The sequence below is a fragment of the Tessaracoccus flavus genome (assembly GCF_001997295.1).
GTDB classification, from domain to species: Bacteria; Actinomycetota; Actinomycetes; order Propionibacteriales; family Propionibacteriaceae; genus Arachnia; species Arachnia flava.
This window is the reverse complement of record NZ_CP019605.1, coordinates 174,904-195,453: the sequence shown is the minus strand read 5'-3', so window position 1 is coordinate 195,453 and position 20,550 is coordinate 174,904. Positions and strand designations below refer to the sequence as shown.

General features: G+C 70.6%; 19 protein-coding genes. 10 read left to right on the top strand and 9 right to left on the bottom strand.

Translation table 11 applies throughout. The features are described 5' to 3' along the window. Positions 1 to 38: 38 nt before the first annotated feature. Together RPIT_RS00920 and RPIT_RS00915 are read right to left on the bottom strand one after the other, a co-directional pair. Entirely contained in the window at positions 39 to 539 is a 501-nt protein-coding gene (locus RPIT_RS00920; protein ID WP_077339665.1) for a DUF6326 family protein, read from the bottom strand. Next, a complete protein-coding gene (locus RPIT_RS00915; protein WP_226996299.1) occupies positions 536 to 1,681 on the bottom strand; it encodes an NAD(P)-dependent alcohol dehydrogenase in 1,146 nt (381 codons plus the stop codon). Before RPIT_RS00915 ends, RPIT_RS00920 begins: the two co-directional genes overlap by 4 nt. 122 nt (positions 1,682 to 1,803) lie before the next feature. Between RPIT_RS00915 and RPIT_RS00910 the strand changes: the two genes are divergently transcribed. Then, positions 1,804 to 2,478 (top strand): TetR/AcrR family transcriptional regulator, encoded by a 675-nt coding sequence (locus tag RPIT_RS00910; RefSeq protein ID WP_077339663.1) that lies wholly within the window; start codon positions 1,804 to 1,806, stop codon positions 2,476 to 2,478. A gap of 38 nt (positions 2,479 to 2,516) precedes the next feature. Here the strand turns inward: RPIT_RS00910 and RPIT_RS00905 are convergent, their stop codons facing one another. Further along, positions 2,517 to 3,128, bottom strand: a complete 612-nt coding sequence (locus RPIT_RS00905; RefSeq protein ID WP_077339661.1) for a thermonuclease family protein — start codon at positions 3,126 to 3,128, stop codon at positions 2,517 to 2,519. Here RPIT_RS00905 and RPIT_RS15490 point away from each other — a divergent pair. After that, positions 3,058 to 3,264 (top strand): hypothetical protein, encoded by a 207-nt coding sequence (locus RPIT_RS15490; RefSeq protein ID WP_226996425.1) that lies wholly within the window; start codon positions 3,058 to 3,060, stop codon positions 3,262 to 3,264. The genes RPIT_RS00905 and RPIT_RS15490 overlap by 71 nt on opposite strands. A gap of 242 nt (positions 3,265 to 3,506) precedes the next feature. Here the strand turns inward: RPIT_RS15490 and RPIT_RS15180 are convergent, their stop codons facing one another. Continuing rightward, positions 3,507 to 4,427: a DinB family protein gene (locus RPIT_RS15180; protein ID WP_077339659.1), complete on the bottom strand. Its 921-nt coding sequence runs from the start codon at positions 4,425 to 4,427 to the stop codon at positions 3,507 to 3,509. Positions 4,428 to 5,082: 655 nt separating this feature from the next. On the opposite strand from RPIT_RS15180, the gene RPIT_RS00895 reads away from it, so the two are divergent. The 3 genes from RPIT_RS00895 (at position 5,083) to RPIT_RS00885 (ending at position 9,766) form a co-directional block, all read left to right on the top strand. Further along, a complete protein-coding gene (locus RPIT_RS00895; protein ID WP_077339657.1) occupies positions 5,083 to 6,972 on the top strand; it encodes a glycosyltransferase in 1,890 nt (629 codons plus the stop codon). A gap of 302 nt (positions 6,973 to 7,274) precedes the next feature. Next, the gene (locus RPIT_RS00890; RefSeq protein ID WP_218121593.1) at positions 7,275 to 8,279 is read left to right on the top strand and encodes a glycosyltransferase; all 1,005 of its coding nucleotides are present in this window, start codon (positions 7,275 to 7,277) and stop codon (positions 8,277 to 8,279) included. Continuing rightward, entirely contained in the window at positions 8,276 to 9,766 is a 1,491-nt protein-coding gene (locus RPIT_RS00885; RefSeq protein ID WP_077339655.1) for a nucleobase:cation symporter-2 family protein, read from the top strand. Before RPIT_RS00890 ends, RPIT_RS00885 begins: the two co-directional genes overlap by 4 nt. Positions 9,767 to 9,803: 37 nt before the next feature. On the opposite strand, the gene RPIT_RS00880 is transcribed toward RPIT_RS00885, so the two are convergent. After that, on the bottom strand, positions 9,804 to 10,808 hold the full coding sequence (locus tag RPIT_RS00880) for a sugar phosphate isomerase/epimerase family protein (RefSeq protein ID WP_077339653.1): 1,005 nt from the start codon (positions 10,806 to 10,808) through the stop codon (positions 9,804 to 9,806). Continuing rightward, on the bottom strand, positions 10,805 to 11,980 hold the full coding sequence (locus tag RPIT_RS00875; protein WP_077339651.1) for a Gfo/Idh/MocA family protein: 1,176 nt from the start codon (positions 11,978 to 11,980) through the stop codon (positions 10,805 to 10,807). Before RPIT_RS00875 ends, RPIT_RS00880 begins: the two co-directional genes overlap by 4 nt. An 86-nt stretch (positions 11,981 to 12,066) precedes the next feature. On the opposite strand from RPIT_RS00875, the gene RPIT_RS00870 reads away from it, so the two are divergent. Together RPIT_RS00870 and RPIT_RS00865 are read left to right on the top strand one after the other, a co-directional pair. Further along, the gene (locus tag RPIT_RS00870; protein WP_077339649.1) at positions 12,067 to 13,065 is read left to right on the top strand and encodes a LacI family DNA-binding transcriptional regulator; all 999 of its coding nucleotides are present in this window, start codon (positions 12,067 to 12,069) and stop codon (positions 13,063 to 13,065) included. Positions 13,066 to 13,261: 196 nt separating this feature from the next. Beyond that, positions 13,262 to 13,723, top strand: coding sequence for a CBS domain-containing protein (locus tag RPIT_RS00865; protein ID WP_143028235.1), 462 nt, complete (start codon positions 13,262 to 13,264; stop codon positions 13,721 to 13,723). Between the two features lie 26 nt (positions 13,724 to 13,749). On the opposite strand, the gene RPIT_RS00860 is transcribed toward RPIT_RS00865, so the two are convergent. Genes RPIT_RS00860 through RPIT_RS14800 form a run of 3 tightly spaced genes read right to left on the bottom strand, consistent with a single transcriptional unit; the run spans position 13,750 to position 15,669 of the window. Continuing rightward, positions 13,750 to 14,676 (bottom strand): polysaccharide deacetylase family protein, encoded by a 927-nt coding sequence (locus RPIT_RS00860; protein ID WP_077339645.1) that lies wholly within the window; start codon positions 14,674 to 14,676, stop codon positions 13,750 to 13,752. Between the two features lie 43 nt (positions 14,677 to 14,719). Further along, the gene (locus RPIT_RS00855) at positions 14,720 to 15,520 is read right to left on the bottom strand and encodes a DUF4349 domain-containing protein (RefSeq protein ID WP_077339643.1); all 801 of its coding nucleotides are present in this window, start codon (positions 15,518 to 15,520) and stop codon (positions 14,720 to 14,722) included. After that, positions 15,475 to 15,669: a hypothetical protein gene (locus RPIT_RS14800; protein WP_157633316.1), complete on the bottom strand. Its 195-nt coding sequence runs from the start codon at positions 15,667 to 15,669 to the stop codon at positions 15,475 to 15,477. The genes RPIT_RS00855 and RPIT_RS14800 overlap by 46 nt, the downstream gene beginning before the upstream one ends. A 190-nt stretch (positions 15,670 to 15,859) precedes the next feature. On the opposite strand from RPIT_RS14800, the gene RPIT_RS00850 reads away from it, so the two are divergent. The 3 genes from RPIT_RS00850 to RPIT_RS00840 are packed head-to-tail and all read left to right on the top strand — an operon-like array spanning position 15,860 to position 20,480. Then, positions 15,860 to 17,836 carry an AAA family ATPase gene (locus RPIT_RS00850; RefSeq protein WP_143028234.1) on the top strand — a complete coding sequence of 659 codons (1,977 nt, stop codon included), beginning with the start codon at positions 15,860 to 15,862 and terminating at the stop codon, positions 17,834 to 17,836. A 44-nt stretch (positions 17,837 to 17,880) separates the two neighbouring features. Then, positions 17,881 to 18,684 (top strand): HNH endonuclease family protein, encoded by an 804-nt coding sequence (locus tag RPIT_RS00845; protein ID WP_143028233.1) that lies wholly within the window; start codon positions 17,881 to 17,883, stop codon positions 18,682 to 18,684. Then, positions 18,681 to 20,480 (top strand): patatin-like phospholipase domain-containing protein, encoded by a 1,800-nt coding sequence (locus RPIT_RS00840; RefSeq protein ID WP_077339637.1) that lies wholly within the window; start codon positions 18,681 to 18,683, stop codon positions 20,478 to 20,480. Before RPIT_RS00845 ends, RPIT_RS00840 begins: the two co-directional genes overlap by 4 nt. Positions 20,481 to 20,550 lie beyond the last annotated feature (70 nt).

Sequence of the window (20,550 nt, the reverse complement as noted above, 5' to 3'; positions counted from 1 at the left end):
CCCGCGGCGGACCCATACGCTCTGAGTTGGGCGGGAATTCAGACCTGCTGCGGCGTGCGGTGTGGTTCGCCGTCGAGGCCGGCTGCCCGGGGCGCCGGTGATGCGGTGCGACGGGGCCAGGTCCAGGCGGCGCGCAGGATGAACGCAAGGAGGAGCACCTCGAGCCCGATGGAGAGGCCGTAGAAGAAGGCCCACTCCCAGGACTCCCCTACCGCGTTGACAACCGAGTAGGGGATGTAGAGCGACGCAGCCACGAGGTTCGTGGCGCGGTTCACCCGGGCCGGCAACGTCATGGAGAGCATCACCATCAGGGCCGGCATCGCCACGGACGCGAGCATCGCGGTCAACAACGTCGGGCTGATGTCGAACTCGAAGACGACGCCGGCGCGGAGGTTGTCGACGACGCCCGGCTTGTAGAGGTGGAAGTAGTCGACGTAGATGTAGAGGAACATGAAGCTGGTCCATGCGGCGGCGAGCTTGGCCTGCACCGGGACGGGTGTCGCGTCGAGCAGGATTGGGGTGTCCGTTCGGACGGTCATCGGTTTTTCCTTCTGTCGAGTAGGGGCATTTGGTCGGCCGGAGTGGCCTCGGGTCCGGGCGTGCATGCGCACGGGGTTGAGTGGTTCTCGTCGGTGCGGTCGTCAGAGGGTGACGACGACCTTTCCCCGGGTGTGGCCGGCCCCCACGTAGCGGAGGGCGTCGACTGCCTTGTCGAGGGGAAGGTGCGGTCGATGAGCGGCGTGACCAGCCCCGTCGCGAGGAGATCGGCCAGGGCGAGCAGGTCCCGGTGCTTCTCGACCGAGATGAGCGGCTTCAACCGCTGACGGGTGAACCCGGACAGCACCCGCGTCGTGACGATCCGGCCGAGCGGGCCGAGCCAGCGGCCGCCGCGTCCGCTGTTGGGGATGAGGGTGCCGGTGGGCGTGAGCGCCCGGCGGACTTCCGCGAGGGGGTGGGCCTCCACATTGTCGAGGATGACGTCGTAGCGCCTCCCGGTGGTGGTGAAGTCGGTCGCCGAGTAGTCGACGACGTGATCGGCACCGAGCGACTGGACCAGGTCGACGTTGCGGGTGCTGCACACACCGGTCACCTCGGCGCCGAACGCCTTGGCGATCTGGACGGCGAAGGAGCCCACACCGCCCGACGCGCCCGTGATCAGCACCGTCTGGCCCGGCCGGACGTTCGCGAGGTCGCGCAGTGCCTGCAACGCCGTCAGGGCCGACGTGGGCACCGCTGCCGCCTCCACGAGCGACAGGCCGGCGGGTACGGGAACGAGGTGGTCCGCCGGCACGCAGGCGTACTCCGCGAGCGTTCCGGCCGTGCTCCACCCGAACACCTCGTCGCCGGGGCGGACGGCGGTCACATCCTTGCCGACCGCTGCCACCACGCCGGCAAGGTCCCGGCCAGGGATGCCCTGCCGCGGCCGGCGGAGCCCGAACGCCAGGCGAAGCACGTACGGCTCACCTGTCATGACGAAGTAGTCGCCGAGATGCACGGCGGCCGCGCCCACCCGGACGAGCACATCGCCTGAACCGGGCTGCGGCTGCGCGACCTCGGACACCTTGAGCACCGACGGCGGCCCGTAGCGGCGCTGGACGGCGGCACGCATCGTCGTCGCCCCGGCCTCGCTCGTTTCCGGCGCCGGTTGGGTCCCCGCTTCCGATCGCTGTGTTGTGTCCATTGGAGCCTCCTCAGGGTCGAGCCACGGCTGTCACAGACTCGTACAGCGTACGACGTACGCCGTACGGTGAACTATCCTCGTACGATGTACGACTGTCAAGCCTTGGGGAGAGCGAGGGATCCATGCCTGCGAGGAGAGAAGGCCAGATCGGGTCGGACAAGGGGCTGAGCAAGCAGCGGGTGGTAGAAGCGGCGGTCCGGCTCGCCGACCGTGAGGGGGTCCACGGGCTGAGCATGCGCCGGCTGGCCGACGCCCTCGGCGCGGGCGCCATGTCGCTCTACCACTACGTGGCGAACAAGGAGGAACTGCTGGACGCCATGATCGACGTGGTGTTCGAGGAGATCGAGCTCCCGCCCGAGGACACCGACTGGCAATCGGCGATGCGCCAGCGGGCAACGTCCGCCCGACGGGTCCTCGCACGCCACCGGTGGGCGATCGGCCTGATGGAGTCGCGGACCTCGCCGGGGCCCGCGAACCTCCGCCACCGCGAAGCGGTCACCGCCTGCCTGCGGAGGGCCGGCTTCACCGTCTCGATGGCGACGCACGCCAACTGGTTGCTCGACAGTTATGTCTACGGCCACGCCCTGCAAGAAGCCAGCCTGCCGTTCGACACCCCAGATGAGTTCGCCGACATGGCCGAGGACGTCTTCCTCCCGCAGCTTCCTGTGGACGAGTTCCCCTACCTCAACGAGTCGGCCGCGGCGCTCATCGCCGCCGGCTACGACCCGGCAGACGAGTTCTCCTTCGGCCTCGACCTCGTCCTGGCGGCACTCGAACCTCTGAGAGTCTCCGCATAGCGGCGCTGACGAGGCCTCGCGCAGCCCACCCTTGCCGGTTACTCGCAGGCGAGGCCGTCGTTGTCACCGTCGCCGTGGTGACCGGTGCCGAATTGGAACCAGTTGTAGATCTCCACTTCAGCCGGGTCGTCCACGCTGAAGGGTCCCGTCGGATGTCCGACGGTGTTCTTCTTCAGCTTGGTGCACGACGAGTACTGGACCCACCACGGTTCGCCGGTCGGCACGGGCGCCGCGAGCGGCGCGATACTCTCCTGCGCCGCCCCTCCGCAGGAGGTGGTGATGATCGAGCCGTCGGCCCCGGCGGTGGCGATCTGCGCGGCGTGGTAATCGTCCTGGCGGGGGTGCGCCGGGTAGCCGTCTGTCGAGTCGTAGCGAGCGATCGCGTTACCGGCCTCCATCTGCATCTGTCCCAAGTCCACGCCGCTCTCGGTGATGACGTAGCGAAGGAGGCGCCCGTACGAGTCGCGGTCGTTCTGCCCATCCGGCAACTCGAGCGTCACCACCTCCCCCACGGACACGACGAGCCCGATCGCCATCGACGCCTCGTCGTGGCCGCATTCACCTCGCTCAGGGGTGTCAATGCCAATCAGACGGACGGTGCCCTGGCTTGTCTCGACGGTGTCGCCGTCGATGACCGCAGAGAACGTCACCGGAATCTCAGCGGGCTCGCTCGACCTGACGGGCTCCGCGGCCGCAGGAGATGCCGACGGCGACACGACGCCGCGCTCCGAGGCGCCCGCGTCTGACGGGGACGACGAGGCGCTCGGGCCCTCCGCGCCGGTCTGATCCGCAGGGGATGGGTCGAGGGTGCAGCCGCCCGCACCCAACACCAACGCCATCACCAGGCACGCGATGCGCGCGCTTCTCATCTTCTCCACCCCCGTTGAGAGATCGCGCCCACGGTCATCCGCTGGGCCGACCCTCCCTCTGTGGACTCGACAGTAGTTCACCGTGCAGGTCTGCACCTGCGGATGCGATGAAGCGGCCCGCGGCGCTCACGGGCACGCGAACCGGGGCGCTCCCCTGATCTACCGCACCGGCATCCCACGGAGGTAGGCCGCGACATCGGCGTGGCCGAAGTGCTCGGCCCACACCGCGGGCGCCATCCCGAACTGCGCGTCGGTCATCTCCCGGTCCGCGCCGTGATCCAGCAGAAGCCTGACGGTGCCCAACTCCCCGGCCGCCGCGGCGTAGTGCAGCGCGCTCGGGTTGCCGCCGTCAACGGCACCGTGCTCGACCAGCGCCCGCACCACGTCCCAATGGCGTCGGCCCGACTCCTCCGACAGCAGCAACGGCGGCACCTCGACGCCCTCGTCCATCAGCCTCGCCACCTCGGCCGCGTCATCACGCCGCGCGGCCCCAACCACCGGATCCTCCTGGTCGCGCTGGGCGCGATAAAGGTCGCGGAGCAGCGACACCTCCGCGCCGTGGGCCATCACCTCGCGGTTGATGTGCAGCACCAACGCGCCCCAGGACTGGTCAGCATGGTGATCGCCCCTCGGCCCGAGCGGGCGGAGCAGCGCGTCGTCGTCGAGTGACCGGATGCCGTCGCACCACATCGTGTAGGTCTTGTCGAGGAACGCCAGCGCTTCATCGGCCGTCGCGGGCAGGGGTTCGGGCCACCAGCGTGCGTCGTACATGGCGAGGTCCTCGGTGGGCAGCGCGCCCTCGGGCAGCGACCGGTCGCCGAAGAACGCCCTCGCCCGGGTGCCGAGGACGTCGCGCCCAATGTGCACGATGCGCCAGGCGATCGTCGTGACCGGGGGTACGGGAGGGTCGACGGTAAAGAACTCGTGCTTGAGTTCACCCTCGGCGTCGCGGCGAAGCGACCAGCAGCCCGGGACCGGCTCCCACCAGTATTCGTCGTCGGTCAGTCCCTCGAGCCGCGGCCACAGGTGCACGTTCCAGTAGAACTCCAACTGGTCCAGCATCATCTCGCGCCACGTCATGCACCGACGCTAGACCTCGCGGCGTGCCCCCGCGGCCGATCCGCAGGACCGGAGGGCCAAGGGGGGTAACCCGGGAACCCTCTGGAATTGCGCTCGATGGGACCTCTGGGCGGCGGGTCACGCTGAAAGCATGCGCCGAGCGCAAGATCAGAGGGTTCAGGCCGCCGTAAGGGTCAGTCGGCAGGCACGGGTTGGCCTCTTGATCGCTGTCCGGAGTCAGCGCGGTCAGTGAGGGATGCCCTTCGATACGGTGGCTCGTTCCTCGCCACCTACTCAGGGAGACGTGATGGGCCCCCCTCGTTCCTCGCCACCCACTCAGGGAGACGTGATGGGCCCCCCTCGTTCCTCGCCACCCACTCAGGGAGACGTGATGGGCCCCCCTCGTTCCTCGCCACCCACTCAGGGAGACGTGGTGGGCCCCCCTCGTTCCTCGCGACCTACTCAGGGAGACGTGATGGGCCCCGCCCGTTCCTCGCGACCTACTCAGGGCAACGTGGAACGGGTACGTGCGACCAGGGAACGCAGGATTGCCACCGGTGGGTGCTGGCGGTCATCCGGGACCTAGAGGGGTCGGTCGGCTAGGCGCGGGCAAAGGCACCGGTGCATCGCGACGAGACGTCCGCGCCGCGACCGCCGCACCCAGTAGCGTGAGCACATGAGTCCGGCGCGGGGCAGCACCCTTCAGGCCCTCGAGGCCATCCGGCGGGCACCCACCCTCCTCGCCGGGCTGGATCTGTTCGACGCGCTCCAGGAAGCGGCCCGCACCGACGGACCGGCGGCCGCCGACCCTCTCGCCCACGCCATGGCATCCGACGACGCGCTCACGGCAATCGCCGCCGTGCACGCCGCCGCCCAGGTGGGGGCCGCCACCGCCGAGACGCTGGTCCTCCCGCTCCTCGACTCCCCACAGCCCCACCTGCGCGAGCACGCCGCCTGGGCGCTGGGCAGCGCGCCGCACCTGCCCGACGCCGTGCCTGCCCTGACCGCCATGGCGGCCGCCGACAATTTCACCGGCACGCTCGCCGAAGCCACCCTCGAGGCGTGGGGTCTGCTGCCCGGCGCGGACCAGGATCCGCACCGCGCCGGCCCCGCCGTCGAGGATCACCGACACCAACGCGGAGGCCTCACCGTCGCCCAGCTCTACCTCCACGCCGACATCGACGGCACTCTCAGCCACGCGGGCCAGGGCGACACCGGCGGCATCGCCACCCTCCTGGTCCACCTCGGCGACGCCCTGCTGGCCGAGGGCACCGTCGGACGCGTCCTCACCCTCTCGCGCGGGCGCCCCGGCCGGACGCACCTCCCCGACGATCTCGCCGACCCCGGGCACCACTACGCCTCCGTGCCGCTGCCCGGACCCGTCCGGCACGCCTCCGACGCCTGGCCGCTGCGCCTGGCCGCCCGCGACGGCCTGCGGGAGATCCTGCGCGCCGCCGGCCGCGTCGACGTCCTGCACCTCCGGATGGCCGACGTCGGGTCCTGGGCGGCGGCCGAGGTGGCGCGCGAGCTCGGCATCCCGACCGTGCTCACGCTGGCACCCGACCCCCACGCCCTCATCGCCGCCCGCGACGCGGCCGGCACGCTCACCCGCCAGAACTTCGGCACCGCCGACCACGCCGAGCACCTCGTCTTCCGCTTCCGGCTCCTGCGCAGCCTCGCCGCGCAGGCCGCCCATCTCGTCGTCTTCCCCCGCCCCGACCTGGCCCGCGACCTCCGCGAGCTGCTCCACGTCGACCCCGACGACGCGCACCGGGTGAGCGTAGTGCCCGAGGGCATCGATCTGGCCCCGCTCGAGCGCGCCGCCCGCGAGGTGCCCGGCGCCATGCGCGGCGAGGCTGTCCCGAACGACACGGCCTCGGCCCTGGCGGACCTCGACGCCCTGCTCGCGCAGCTCCCGCCCGAGCGGCGCGACCTCCCGCTGGCCATCACCGTCGGCCGCCTCCACCGCGTCAAGGGCATGGCCACGCTGGTGGAGGCCTGGTCCTCGGACCCCGAGCTCGCCGACCGCTGCAACCTCCTCGTGGTGGGCGGCGACCTGCACCGCCCCTCCGACGACGAGGCCGATCAGCTGGCTCAGATCGACGCCGCCGTCCCCCGCCCCGACGGACCGGCGCGCGGGCTGCTGCTGGCCGGGCACCGACCCAATGGCGTCGTCGCGGTGTGGCTGGCGGCGGTCCGCCTCGGTCGCCCCGGACTGGCCGCCCCGGCGGGGATCTACGTGTCGGCGAGCCTCAAGGAGGAGTTCGGCATCGCGATCCTGGAGGCGATGGCCTCCGGCCTCGTCGTCGTCGCCCCGCGGGAGGGCGGCCCGGCAACCTACGTGGAGCACGGCGTGACGGGGGTGCTCACCGAGACCGGCTCCAGGGAGGCCCTGGGCGCCGCGCTGTCCTCCGCCCTCACCATGGCGTCCGCGCCCGACGCCGCCGACCGCGCCGATCAGGCCCGTGCCCTGGTCACCGAACGGTTCAGCATCCAGACGATGGCGTCGGCGCTCGCGGCCATCTACCAGGAGGTCTCCCATGACTCTGCTCGTCATCAGCCCTGACTACGCGTCTCACCTGTTCCCGCTCGCCACCTTGGCGACGGCGTGGCAGGACGCCGGCGAGCGCGTGGTGGTGGCCACCGGACCCGCCACCGACGCCATCGTGCGCCGGTTCGGGTTCGAGCGCGAACACCTGCAGCTCGGCCGAGGCTCCAACCCGGGCGTGATCCGCGCCGAGGACCAGCCCCCGGGGCGAGGACGACGCCCTGCGCGGCTTCTTCGACGCCACCCGACGCGGCGCCGTCGAGACCCTCGCGTTCCAGGCCGCTGCCCGCGGCGACGACCTGCTGTGGGATCCGCTCAACGTGGCCCGCGAGGTACAGCGCGTGGTGGACCGGGTGCGCCCGGACCAGGTGATCGTCGACCACCTGGCGTTCAGCGCGCGGCTGGCGCTCAGCAGCGCCGGGGTCCGGCACGGCGACGTCGTGCTCGGCCACCCGACGGCGCTCACCGTCGGCGACGAGGTGTACGGCTACCCGCCCGCCTGGCCGTCGGCCATCCACCCCGACCCGACCGCCCTGGCGGAGCTCCGACGGCTGTGCGAGCGTGTGCGCGACCAGTTCACCGCCCAGTGGAACGGGGCCCTCGCCACCCTCAACCCCGGCGCGCCCGCCAGCGACGACGCGTTCGCCGAGACCGGCGACGTGCTGCTGCTCAACTACCCCGGTGAGCTGCACCCCCCGGCCCGCACCGCCCTGCTGGGGCCGCACGCGTTCCTCGGCTCGGCCGTCCGCACGGAGGAGCCCGACGCCGAGGTGGACGCGTGGCTGGCCGCCGGCGACGAACCGATCGTCTACGTCAGCCTCGGCAGCTTCCTCTCGGTGCGCTCCGACGTGCTGGCCCGCATCGCGGAGGCGCTGCGCGGACTCGACGTCCGGGTCGCGCTGGCCAGCGGGTCGACGCCCCGAGAGGCGCTGGGCCCGATCCCCGCGTCGTGGCTGGTCCGCGAGGTGCTGCCGCAGGTCACCCTGCTTGCTCGCTCCGCGCTCGCCGTCTCGCACGGCGGCAACAACAGCGTCACCGAGGCCCTCACCGCGGGGGTGCCGCTGCTGCTGTTGCCGCTGTCGACGGACCAGTTCGCCGGCGCCGCTGCCCTCGAGGACGCGGGGTTCGGCGAGGTGCTCGATCCCAACGCTGCCGCCCCGGACGAGCTGCGCGGAGCCGCGGCGCGGCTGCTGTCCCTCCACCCGGACCCGGCCGCGCGGCTCGCGGCGCTGTCCCACGACCTCACCTCCTCCCCCGGCGCCCACCGGGCCCACGCCGTGCTCGCCGCGGACGCGCCGGCACCCGACCAAGGAGGCACACCATGACCGCCACCACCGCCGTCCACCCCGTCGACGAGGTGCCGGCCGCCCCGAAGCTCCTCGCCCTGGGGCTGCAGCACGTCCTGGTGATGTACGCCGGCGCGATCGCCGTGCCGCTCATCGTCGGCCGCGCCCTGCAGCTGTCCCCCAACGACGTCGCGTTCCTCATCTCGGCCGACCTGTTCGCGTGCGGCATCGTCACCATCCTGCAGGCGTTCGGTGCCACCCAGTGGTTCGGCATCCGGCTGCCGGTGATGATGGGCGTGACGTTCGCCGCCGTGGGGCCCATGGTGGCCATCGCGATGGCGAACCCGGGCTCGGAGGGGGCGCGGCAACTGTTCGGGTCGGTGATGGCCGCCGGCGTCGTCGCGATGCTCATCGCGCCGCTGGTCAGCCGGCTGCTGCGGTTCTTCCCGCCCGTGGTGACCGGGACGATCATCCTCGTCATCGGCGTTTCGCTCATGCGGATCGGGATCAACTGGATCTTCGGCAACCCCGTCGGGCCCACCGCGCCCACCGTCGTCGACCCCTCCCACTCGGAGTGGCTGACCACCGTCGACGACCTCGCCTCGGCGCCCGGCGGCACCGTGCCGCCCATTCCGCCTGGGCTCAGCCCCGCGCCCAGCCTCCCCAACCCCCTCTACGCCACGCTGGGAGACCTGGCCATCTCCGCGGCTGTGCTCGTGGCCATCGTGCTGGTCGCCCGCTTCGGCAAGGGCTTCGTGGCCAACATCTCCGTCCTCCTCGGGATCGTCGTCGGCAGCATCATCGCGGCCTTCGCGGGCAAGGTGACGTTCGACAGCGTCGTCGAGGCGGACTGGTTCGCGTTCGTGACGCCCTTCCACTTCGGGCTGCCTCTGTTCGACCCCGTCATGGTGGTCACGATGTCGCTGGTCATGGTGGTGGTGCTCATCGAGTCCACCGGCATGTTCCTCGCGCTGGGCGACCTCACCGGGCGGAAGGTGACCCGGCCGATGCTCTCAGCAGGACTGCGCACCGACGGTCTCGGCACGCTCATCGGCGGCATCTTCAACACGTTCCCCTACACGTCGTTCAGCCAGAACGTCGGGCTCGTCGGCGTCACCGGCGTCCGCAGCAGGTTCGTGTGCGTGGCGGGGGGCGGCATCCTCATCGTGCTGGGGCTCGTGCCGAAGATGGGCGCCCTCGTCGAGGCGCTGCCGACGTCGGTGCTCGGTGGCGCGGGCATCGCCATGTTCGGCATGGTGGCCGCCACCGGCATCCGCATCCTGTCGAACGTGGACTTCGCGGGCAACCGCAACAGCCTGCTCGTCGTCGCGATCTCCCTGGGGATCGGCATGATCCCGCTGGTGGCGCCGGACTTCAGCCAGTGGATGCCCGCCGAGATCCACCCGCTCATCGAGTCGGGCATCCTGCTGGCCACCTTCTCAGCCGTCGTGCTGAACGCCTTCCTCAACGGGACCACGCCCGACGCCGACGCCGCGCGCAAGGCTGCGGCGATGGCCGACCACTGACCTGGCCCCGCCGGGTTGGCTGAGCCAGGTCTTCGCGTCACTTCCCCGCGAAGGCGGCCCAGGCGTCGGTGAGCACGGTGGCGGCCACCTCGAGGCCCTCGATCCGGCCGAGCTCGGTGTCCTCGTGCTCGATGTTGAGGCACATGTCCGGGTCCACCTCGTGCAGCGCGCGGATGAACTCGGTCCAGTAGGCGGTGTCGTGGCCCTTGCCGAGCGCGACGAAGTCCCAAGAGGAGTCCTTCGGCCACTCGTTGGCCCACTCGTCACCGCCGAGATTGACGCGGTCCTCGTCGGGGGCCAGCCGGCGGAAGCCGTTGTCGAGGACACCGTTGAGCCTCGCGTGCTCCGGGTTGATCCGGACGTCCTTGGCCGCGGCGTGCAGGATGAGCGGGCCGAGCTCCCGCACCACAGCGATCGGGTCGGCCTGCTGCCAGAACAGGTGGGAGGCGTCCATCTCGACGCCGAGGTGGGTGGCGCCGGTCAGCTCGATGAGCTTGCGGACGTCACGCGCGTTGAAGACAAGGTTCTGGGGATGGAGCTCGAGGGCCACCTTCACCCCGTGGTCCTTGGCGAACTGGTCCATCTCGCTCCAGAAGGCGGCCGCGACCTCCCACTGGTAGTCAAGGACGTCAAGCGCGGCGGAGTTCCAGGCGTTGACGATCCAGTTGGGGTGCCTCACCCCTGGCTCGCCGCCGGGAAGCCCCGACATGGTCACCACACGGTCCTGCCCCAGGGCGGCGGCCGCGCGGATGGACCGGCGGATGTCGTCGGCGTGCTTGTCGCCGATGCTGCGGTTGGGGTGGAGCGGATTGCCGTTGCAGTTGAGGCCGGCGATCTCGACGCCGGTGCCGTCGAACCTGGCCAGGTACTTCTTCGCGGCCGCCGGGCTGGCGACGATCTCGTCGATCTCCGGGATGTGGGTGGGCGGCAGGAAGCCGCCGGAGTTGATTTCGATCCCAGTCAGACCGAGATCCGCGATCACCGCCAGGGCATCCTCGAGGGGGCGATCGTGCAGAACTGCGTTGTAGACACCGAGTTTCATAGGTGCACCGTCTTTCCGTTGTTCGCGGCCGACTCAGCGACGGCGGCGAGGATTTCCATGTTGTGGACGCCGTCGTCGAACGAGGCGTTGCGAGGCAGCGACTCCGCCTCAGGGATTCCTGCGACCTCTTCGAGAAAGGCGCGGGCCTGATAGGCGAACCCCTCGTTCTGCCCGAAGCCCACCCCCGAGACGTCCATGGCCATGCCACCGGCGACGTACGGGTGGTCCGAGCCGAGGTTGACGGTTCGGTAACCGTTCGTGCCGGGGTCGTCGCCGTGGAGGTAGAGGCGCACCTGCGAGGGCGTGTCCTGGTGGAAGCTCGCGGCACCGTTCTCGCAGAACACCTCGATGTTCAGGCCGTTGGGGTAGCCGGCGGCCACGCGGGACACCTCGAAGCTGCCGCGGACGTCGCCGAACAGCGCGGTGTAGGTGGCGTAATCGTCGTTCTCGACGGGCTCCCTCTCGTCGGAGATCTCCGTCATCCCATGCCCGACGACGGCGCCGAGCGGCACGGGACGCTCCGTGATGGCGGTCATGAAGGCACCTCCCGAGACGGTCTGGATGTTCTGGCCCACCACGAACTCGGAGAGATAGGTGAGGTGGCTGCCCACGTCGGCCAGTGCGCCGGAGCCCATCGGGCCCTTGTACCGCCAACTGATGGGGCCGTTGGGGTTGCAGCCGTAGTCGCACCAGTAACGCCCGGAGTAGTGCAGCACCCGGCCGAGCGTGCCGTCGTCGATCCAGTTCTTGATCGCGGCAATGCCCGGCTGGCGGCGGTAGGTGAGCCCGACCCGGGTGATCGACGACGCCTCGCGGGCCAGGCGGGCCATCTCGCGGGCCGACTCGAGGGTGTCCGCCAGCGGCTTCTCGCACAGCACGTGCTTGCCGGCGTCGAGCAGACCCTTCACCACTTCCAGATGGAGGCTGTTGGCGATCACGACGCTGACCACGTGGATGTCGGGATCCTCGGCGATCGCGCGCCAATCGGTGTCGTGACGATCGAACCCGTACCTGTTCGCCGTCGCCTCGGCGAGCGGCGCATTGACGTCGCCGACGGACACGAAGCGCAGCTCGGGCAACGTCGGCTGGTAGAGGGTCGGGGCCACCCGATAGGCGGCTGCGTGGGCCTTCCCCGCCATTCCGGCCCCGATGACGGCGATGCCGATGCTCATCCATCCTCCTCGATGTAAGCTACTTGGAGCGGTCCAAGTGATACGAACTCTAGGCCGGTCAGAATGTTCTGTCAAACGGGAGTAGCGTGACACCTGCAGCGAATTCAGCACGGCCGACGATCTACGACGTGGCGAGGGAGGCGGGGGTCTCCAAGTCGCTGGTCTCGCTGGTCCTCAACGACTCCCCCCTCGTGGCACCCGCCAAACATGCCGCAGTCATGGCGGCGATCGACAAGCTCGGGTACAGAAAGAGCCGGGCCGCCGCGAACCTCGCCAGTCGGCGGACCAAGACCGTCGGACTGATCATCGACGACTTCCAGAACCCCTCGTTCGTCGATGTCCTGCGCGGTCTGCGCAGCGCCCTCGGCCCCCACGGTTTCCATGTCGCCATCCGCGAGCAGCAGGCCGACGATTCCAGCGCCGTCGAGGGATTCCTCGACAGTCAGGTCGACGCGCTGGTCATCGCAGCGGAACCGGGCCGGGACCTCCCCGACCTTGGCGTGCCGACGGTCCTGGAAGGGACGCGTCTGCACGACGTCGACGGGGCGGACCACGTGTCGAGCGACCAGGCTCTGGGCGTGCGGTTGCTGATGCAGCACCTCCGCTCGCTGGGGCACATCCGCATCGGACACGTCACAGGCCTGGGCGGTGCGGCGGCCGAGCGGCGCGAGGCCTACGCGAAGTTCATGGCGTCGATCGGAGAGGCGCCGCGCATCGCGGGAGAGGGGAACCCGACCAACGAGGACGGCGGCTACGACGGCGCCGTCGAGCTGCTGCGCAGCCACCCGGACGTGAGCGCGGTCTTCGCGGCCAACGACGCCATGGCGCTGGGCGTGCGGGCGGCGCTGCGGGAGGTGGGTCGCGAGGTCCCCGCCGATGCCGCGTTGATCGGCTACGACAACTCGCAATTCGCCCGCAGCCGCTTCCTCGACCTCACGACGGTCGACAACCGCGGCGTCGACGTCGGCCTGGCCTGCGGCGAGGCGATCCTCCGCCGCCTGTCGGACCCCGCCGCCCCGCCGACGTCGGTGACCATCCCCAGCCGCCTCGTCGTCCGCTCCTCCTCCGCCTCTGCGCCGCCCTGACGGGGGCGAACATCGAGCCGTCTTTCCTTCGCCCTGAGAAAACGTGCCGACGTGTCTCTATGGGGCCTGGCACCTCATTTCTTCAGGGCGAACGTGGGGAACGAGCTTCGATACACGGCCGCTCGTCCCTCACGCCGCGACTCAGGGAGGCATCTGGCGGCCAGGATCGAGGTCTATCGTGGAAGCGGAGGCCATCATGACCAGCAACGACGCCTACTCCTCCCGCGACACCGAACTGTTGCCCGGCTCCATCGAGCAGTACATCGACGACGACGTACCCACCTGTCGGCCGGACGCGACCATCGAGCAGATCCGCGCCACGCTCACCGGGCGAACGTTCGCCTCAGTTGATGAGGTGGCGGTCCTCACCGACAACGGAATTCCGCGCCTGGTGGGCCTCATCCCCATCGGCACAGCCCTAGCCGCGACACCCAGCCTCACCGCCGCCGACGTGATGGACAGCGACCCACCTGTGATCCATCGGGGCTTCAACGAAGAACAGGCGGCGTGGAAGGCCGTTCGGCACGGCGAGTCGAGCCTCGCCGTCGTCGACGACTGCCGTGGGCCATGGCTAAAGCCGGGCGGGACCCCGCGTTCGGCAGCGGACCGCTGGCCACGGTCATCCAGGACCTGCTGTCGCTACTGGCGTTCTTCCTGATCGCCGTCCCTATCGTCGAATAGACCTCAGGGCAGCACGTCGCGCAGGCGGGCGAAGGCGAGCCCGCCGTCGAGGAGCCTGGGCAGAGCCGACGCCATCCCGCCGGCCGTGCCCGAACCGGGACGGTTGAAGTGGCCGATGCAGATCGAGCCAGGGCCGGCCTCACCCATCGCCCGCCTGACCTGGCTGGCCGAGAAGGTGGCGCCGGCGTCGGCGTTGACGTCGAAGTTGACCACGCGCTGGCCGAGTTGCTGCACGATCTCGACGGCCACGTCGTCCACGTGCGCGGTGCCGGAGCGGAACCATAGAGGGGGTGATCCGGTGAGTTCCGCCAGGCGCTCCCAGCCTCCCATCACCTCGTCGACGACCTCGCCTACGGACGCTGTGCCGGAGATCCCGTAAGCCTCCGCGCCGCTCACCGACAGCGGCCGGTGCGCCGTGCCATGGTTGGCGAGCTCGAAGAGCGGGTCCGCTGCCAGTTCAGCCGCGACGCTTGGATTCGCATCGATCCATCGCAGGTTGAGGAACAGCGTCGCAGGGACGCTCAAGCTGCGAAGCACCTCGATCAACGCCTCGTCGTAGCCTGAACCGTTCGGCCCACCGCACGCGTCGAGTGTGACGACGGCGGCGTCTGCCTCGCTGCGCAGCACCACGCCGTCGACCTCGATGCCCCACTGTCGCGCCGTGCGCTCTCCATAGCGGGCGACGAGGTCCTCGCGGCTGGGCACGGCAGCGGTGGGATCGGGCGAAGCGCTCGGAGTGTTCTGGTTGGACGTCACTGCGCTGGGCGCCACAGTGCTGGGGGCGGGCGTGCTCGGAGCGGCCTGGCTGGGTGGGGTCGTCGCTGGGCTCGCAGTGGACTGGCTCGGCGTCGTCGGCGGGACTGAGACCGGGGCGCACCCCGCCATGCCGAGCACGCCCAGCCCCAGGACACCACGTCGACCCACTCGCATGCGGCATTCTCGCACGGCGCCCCGAACTTCCGGGGCAGCGATGTCAGGCAGCGGGTGGCACCGACCCTGGATCCACGCTGTCCCCCGACCCGGCCGCGCCTCGTTCGGCGCGGCGGCGAAGGAACGCGCGGATGGGGAAGAACAGCACCAGCGCGGTCAGCCACACCGGCGCGGTGGCGATGAGGACGGTGATCGTGCCGGTGAGCAGGCCGGCGGCGCCGCGGATGCCGTTGGTGATCGCGTCAACGAAACCCCACGACTCTCCCCCGGGGCGCACGACGGCGCGGGGTTCGGTGAGCTCGATCGTCACCGTCGCCATCGCGGCCTGCCGCTCGAGGTAGGTCACCTGGGCGTCCATCGACTCGATCTCCCCGCGGACGCGGGAGAGCTCGGTCTCGATGGCGAGCATGTCCTTGACAGTCCTGGCCTCGTCGAAGAACTCGCGAAGCCGCGCCTCCTGGGCGCGGAGGTTCTCCAGCCGGGCGGAAAGGTCGACGTGCTCCTGCGTGACGTCGCTCGTGGCCTCGGACTGGAACTTCACCACTCCAACCCCGGCCACGTCGTCGACGAACTCCTCGTAGGTCTCGCTCGGCACGCGGACCGTCACCCAACCCCGGAGGGCCGCGCCGTCGCCGACGATGGTTCCGTCCTTCTCGTACCGGTAGAGCCACTCTTCGGAGTCGGTGGCCACCTGCATGTCGGTGACGGACCCGTCATACTCGCGGGCGATTTCGCGGACTTGGGTGACGGCGTCGGGGGTGCTCTCGACCTCCAGCCGCAGTACCTTCGCCCGGATGATCATCCGGTCGCCGTCGCCCGCCTCATCGCCACCCTGCTCGGGCATTCCCCGGCGTCGCGACCGACCGCCGGTTCGGGCGCGCCGGCTGGCATGTCTGAGGCCTCGTTGCTGGCGCTGCAGCCCGCGAGCACCACCCCGATGATCACGGCGACGACGGCCGCCAGCGCCCTCCACCACCAAGCGTTCCGCTTCATCGTGCCTCCTCGCAGGATGTGGGGCCGCGTGCGACGGTCCGCACCCACCAGGCTACTCCTGGCGTGGTACTCAATCGGCGGAGACCCTTGCCACTTCTGTCCCATAGACGGGACAAAAGTGGCATCAGTCTGCCCAATCGCACTGGATTACAGCGCAGATAGGGGAATAATCGCCCCAAGGGGGTGCCCCATGAGGCTTCCACGACCCGCAGAACCCGACGTCCTCGCGCGCTCCCGCGAGCGTCTCACCGACGACCTGGCCCGCGCCTGGCAGCAGAAGCGCAGCCGCGGCCCGGAGCTCGACGCCGTGCTCCACGCGCCCGAGGTTGTCCGGGCCCTGCTCGAGATGACCGACGGCACGTGCGCCTACTGCGAGCGCGCGCTCGAGTTCCAGGGACCCGACGGCGCCGTCGTCGCCCACCACCGGCCGACGTGGGGTGCGGTCGGGTCCGAGGGCGACGTCGACCTCCAGTCCTACTGGTGGCTCACCTACGAATGGACCAACCTCTACCCGGCCTGCGCCGACTGCGTCCGGGCTCGCGGCACCCGGTTCCCCGTCCGCGGGCAGCGCGCCGCGCAGGGCGACGACCTCGCGGCGGAGGAGCCGCTGCTGCTCGACCCCGCCGTCGACGACCCGGACGAGCACCTCCGCTACCTTCCCGACGGCACCGTCACGGCCCTGACCGAGCGCGGGCGGGCGACGCTCGACGTGCTGGCGCTCAACCGCGACTTCCTCGTCAAGTCCCGGCTCGCCGCGCTCGACGGCGTGGCCGCGCCCGAGGAGTTCCCGGCCCTCCGGCGACAACTCGGCCACACCGCCACCCCGCAGGCGGGTGGCAGAGTCCCCGAGGCCGCAGCCCGGCCGTCGGGCCCCGAACTTCCGATGACCGCGGGGATCGAGCTCGGCCAGGCCAACTACTACCACGCCACGCAGTGGATCGAGCGCGTCGTCATCCGCAACTTCCGGCCCATCCGGGAGCTGGAAATCGATCTGGCCCGCTCCACCAGCGAGCGCGGCCCCTGGACGGTCCTGCTCGGCGAGAACGGCTGCGGCAAGAGCTCGGTGCTGCACGCGATCGCGCTCACGCTCATGGGCGGCGAGCAGCGCCGCCAGCTCGGCATCGACGCGCGCCGGTTCCTCCGCGACGGCGCGCGCAAGGGGCTGGTCGAGGTCTACCTCTCCGGGAGGCAGGAGCCGCTCCGGCTGGAGTGGGCCCACGGGGAGAAGGACTTCACCGGCCCGGAGCCCGTCGCCGCGCTGCTGCTCGGCTACGGCGCCACGCGGCTGCTGCCGCGCACGCCGTCGCCCGCGAGCGACGATCGCGTGGTGCGGGTCGACAACCTCTTCGACCCCGTCGCCCCACTCACCGACCCGACCGACTGGCTGCTCTCCCTCGACGACGACACGTTCGACGACGTCGCCACCGGCATCCACGAGATGCTCGCCCTCGACGCCGATTCCGAGCTCAGCCGCAGCCGCACGAGGGTGACGCTGCGCCAGGGTCGGTCGCGCTCCGACATCGTGACGCTGAGCGACGGCTACCAGTCGATGATCGTCATGGCCTCCGACGTCCTCCGCACCACGATGCGGCTCTGGGGCCGACCCGCGCTCGCGGAGGGCATCGTCCTTATCGACGAGATCGGCGCCCACCTGCATCCGCGCTGGCGGCTGCGCATCGTCACGGCGCTGCGCAACCTCATGCCACGCATCCAGTTCGTCGTTACCACCCACGACCCGCTGTGCCTGCGCGGCATCGTCGACGGCGAGGTGGTCGTCGTCAGGCGCAACAGCGAGGGCGACATCGTCGCGCTGACCGACCTGCCGCCGGTGACCGGGATGCGGATCGATCAGCTGCTGACGTCGGAGCACTTCGGGCTGGGCTCCACCGACGACCCGGAGGTCGCGGAGCTGTGGGAGAGCTACTACCGGCTGATGGCGCTCACCCGCCCTACCGCGGAGCAGAAGAAGCGGCTGGACCACGTGCGCGCCAGGCTCGACGAGCTGGAGCAGTTCGGCACCACCGAGCGGGAGCGGCTGCTGCTGACGTCGGCGGCCGACTACATCGCGCAGCGTCGGGAGACGGGCGACGCCGTGGCACCGAGCGGCGCGGAGATCACCGCGAAGCTGGCCGACCTGTGGGGCAAGTACCTACCGGAGGCACGATGATGCGACGGGTCCGCAAGCCCAAGGAGCCGGCGAGCCTGTCGGACGTGAAGACGCTCGACGAGCGGCAGGCCGCGCTGGACTTTTACGCGGCCTGGGACGGGTCGGCCAAGTACGACGGCTTCAAGGCCTATAAGAACCCGGACGTCCGCGCGGCGCTCGAGGAGGCGTTCGGCGGGAAGTGCGCGTACTGCGAGACGAGCTACGCCGCCACCCAACCCGTGGCGATCGAGCACTACCGACCCAAGGGCGAGGTGAAGATCGGACGCAAGCGCGTGCCGCCCGGCTACTACTGGCTCGCGAGCGAGTGGACCAACCTGCTGCCGTCCTGCACCGACTGCAACAGCCCGCGCGGCCAGGACCTCCCCAACCAGCCCAAGACGGTGACGGCGGGGAAGGCCAACGCGTTCCCGCTGGCGTCGGAGTCGACGCGGGCCACGACGCCGGGGTCGGAACGCACCGAGAAAAGGCTGCTCCTCCACCCCTACCTCGACTACCCGGAGAAGCACCTCGAATTCGTCTGGGGCACCGGCACCGTCGACGACGGGTGGGTCCGGCCCCTGCGCGGCAGCCGGAAGGGGGCGGCGACCATCGAGGTCTGCGCACTCCAGCGCCGTGGGCTGCGCGCCGCCCGGCGCGACCGGCTGCTCGACCTCATCGCGCACTTGGAGTCGGTGGCCGAGGCGCAGTCCAACGTCGTGCGACGGCCCGACGATCCGGAACTCCTGACCCAACTGGAACGGCGCCTCGCCGAGGTGAGTCGCTTCGTCGCCGACCACGCCCCATACTCCGCGATGTGCCGCCAGGTGGTGGCCGCCTACCGCCAGAAACTGTTCGGAGGACCATCATGACCATCGACCCAGACCCGTACGCCAACCCCACCCTGCGCTGCGACATCGTCATGAAGGGCGGAATCACCAGCGGCGTGATCTACCCGCGTGCGGTCGCCGAGCTAGCGAAGACCTACCGGCTCAGCCAGGTGGGCGGGGCGTCCGCGGGGGCCATCGCCGCCGCCGCGGCCGCCGCCGCGGAGCTGGGCCGCGACGCCGGCGCCTTCGCCGAGCTCGACGCGATGCCCGACGCGCTCGCCGCCGTCGGCCCCGACGGCCACTCGACGCTGTCCTCCTTCTTCCAGCCCACCCGCACCGCCGCGCCGCTGTTTCGCCTCATGTTCTCCATGGCGGCGGCGGACAACAAGATCGCGGCGCTGATCGGCGGGCTGCTGCGGAGCTTCTGGAAGGGGGCGCTGCTCGGCGCCGTCCCGGGCCTGATCATCATCGTTCTCAGCGCGCTCGGCGAGGGGGTCGCCGCCGGAGCGGGCGTCGTCGGAGGGCTCATCGCGCTGCTGCTCGGTGTCGCGGTGGCGGTCGCTGCCGGGGCGCTGCGCACCTTCGCGAAGGTGGCCGACGACAACTTCGGCATGTGCACCGGCATGGAGGGCGTCGGAGCCCACGGGGCCACCCCGCTCACGCCGTGGCTGCACGCGAAGATTCAGTCGCTCGCCGGGCGTCGCGACGGGCCGCCGCTCACATTCGGCGACCTCCGCCGCGGCGGCGTGACCCTGCGCGTGATGACCACCAACCTCTCCCGCCACCAGCCGATGGCGATGCCGTGGAGCACCGGCGAGTACTACTTCGATCCCGACGACATGCGCCGGCTGTTCCCCGACGACGTCGTGCAGTGGATGGTCGACCACCCGCCGCAGCCCGACGCCGAACCCCACGGCCACCTGCATCCCTGGCCCGCCGCCGACGACCTGCCGGTGATCGTCGCCACCCGGATGTCGCTCAGCTTCCCCGGCTTGATCTCCGCCGTCCGGCTGTGGGCCGTCGACTACACCGACCCCAACAACTGGGAGACGCCGAGCTTCTCGAGCGTCTGGTTCACCGACGGTGGGCTCTGCGCCAACCTGCCCGTGCACTTCTTCGACTCGCCGCTTCCGCGGCACCCGACGTTCGCGTTCAACCTCGCGCACTTCCCGAAGGGCCGGGCCAAGTCCGCCGACGAGTCGGCGAACAGCTACCTGCCCACCGGCAACGCGGCAGGCATCCAGCGGCCGTGGTTCCATCTGCCCACCGAGGGTCTGGGTGCGTGGGGCGCGTTCGCGATGACGATGGTGGATACCGCCCGCACCTGGGTGGACGCGGCGCAGATGGTGATGCCCGGGTACCGAGACCGCATCGTCACCGTCTACCAGGACTCAACCGAGGGGGGCATGAACCTGTCGATGCCCGCCCAGGTGGTCAAGGATCTGGCGGAGCGCGGGAAGCTCGGCGCGGTCAAGCTGGTGGATACGTTCGCGGGCGACCAGCCCAGCGCCGTGCCCGCCCAGGGATGGGACAACCACCGCTGGATCCGGTTCCGCACCTCGACGTCCGGGCTCGCGCAGTGGCTGCGTCGGTGGTCCGTCAGCTACCACGACGACACCTCCGGCGGGACCCCCTATCCCGACCTCGCCGGCCCCGGCGCCGACGCTCCCCTGCCGTCCTACCGGCTGACCGTAGAGCAGCGCGACGATCTCAACGAGCGCACCGGCGAGCTGACCGACCTAGCCGCGGCGTGGGCGGACGCGTCGGTGCTGACGACATCGGTCCCCCGACCGACCCCCCAGCTCCGCCTCGTCCCCGACGACCAACTCGATCCCTGAGCTTGTCGACGGGCAACGGCCCGACGCTCGTCTCGGCTAGTGGTTCTGAACCCTCTCGTTATGCGCTCGA

What these genes read in the sequence shown, in the direction of transcription:
- RPIT_RS00880 (WP_077339653.1), bottom strand. Translation starts at nt 10,808, where the DNA reads ATGAAACTCGGTGTCTACAACGCAGTTCTGCACGATCGCCCCCTCGAG.
- RPIT_RS00875 (WP_077339651.1), bottom strand. Translation starts at nt 11,980, where the DNA reads ATGAGCATCGGCATCGCCGTCATCGGGGCCGGAATGGCGGGGAAGGCC.
- RPIT_RS14800 (WP_157633316.1), bottom strand. Translation starts at nt 15,669, where the DNA reads ATGAAGCGGAACGCTTGGTGGTGGAGGGCGCTGGCGGCCGTCGTCGCC.
- RPIT_RS00885 (WP_077339655.1), top strand. Translation starts at nt 8,276, where the DNA reads ATGACCGCCACCACCGCCGTCCACCCCGTCGACGAGGTGCCGGCCGCC.
- RPIT_RS00860 (WP_077339645.1), bottom strand. Translation starts at nt 14,676, where the DNA reads ATGCGAGTGGGTCGACGTGGTGTCCTGGGGCTGGGCGTGCTCGGCATG.
- RPIT_RS00865 (WP_143028235.1), top strand. Translation starts at nt 13,262, where the DNA reads ATGACCAGCAACGACGCCTACTCCTCCCGCGACACCGAACTGTTGCCC.
- RPIT_RS00895 (WP_077339657.1), top strand. Translation starts at nt 5,083, where the DNA reads ATGAGTCCGGCGCGGGGCAGCACCCTTCAGGCCCTCGAGGCCATCCGG.
- RPIT_RS15490 (WP_226996425.1), top strand. Translation starts at nt 3,058, where the DNA reads ATGCCAATCAGACGGACGGTGCCCTGGCTTGTCTCGACGGTGTCGCCG.
- RPIT_RS00840 (WP_077339637.1), top strand. Translation starts at nt 18,681, where the DNA reads ATGACCATCGACCCAGACCCGTACGCCAACCCCACCCTGCGCTGCGAC.
- RPIT_RS00855 (WP_077339643.1), bottom strand. Translation starts at nt 15,520, where the DNA reads ATGCCCGAGCAGGGTGGCGATGAGGCGGGCGACGGCGACCGGATGATC.
- RPIT_RS00910 (WP_077339663.1), top strand. Translation starts at nt 1,804, where the DNA reads ATGCCTGCGAGGAGAGAAGGCCAGATCGGGTCGGACAAGGGGCTGAGC.
- RPIT_RS00920 (WP_077339665.1), bottom strand. Translation starts at nt 539, where the DNA reads ATGACCGTCCGAACGGACACCCCAATCCTGCTCGACGCGACACCCGTC.
- RPIT_RS00850 (WP_143028234.1), top strand. Translation starts at nt 15,860, where the DNA reads ATGAGGCTTCCACGACCCGCAGAACCCGACGTCCTCGCGCGCTCCCGC.
- RPIT_RS15180 (WP_077339659.1), bottom strand. Translation starts at nt 4,427, where the DNA reads ATGACGTGGCGCGAGATGATGCTGGACCAGTTGGAGTTCTACTGGAAC.
- RPIT_RS00915 (WP_226996299.1), bottom strand. Translation starts at nt 1,681, where the DNA reads ATGGACACAACACAGCGATCGGAAGCGGGGACCCAACCGGCGCCGGAA.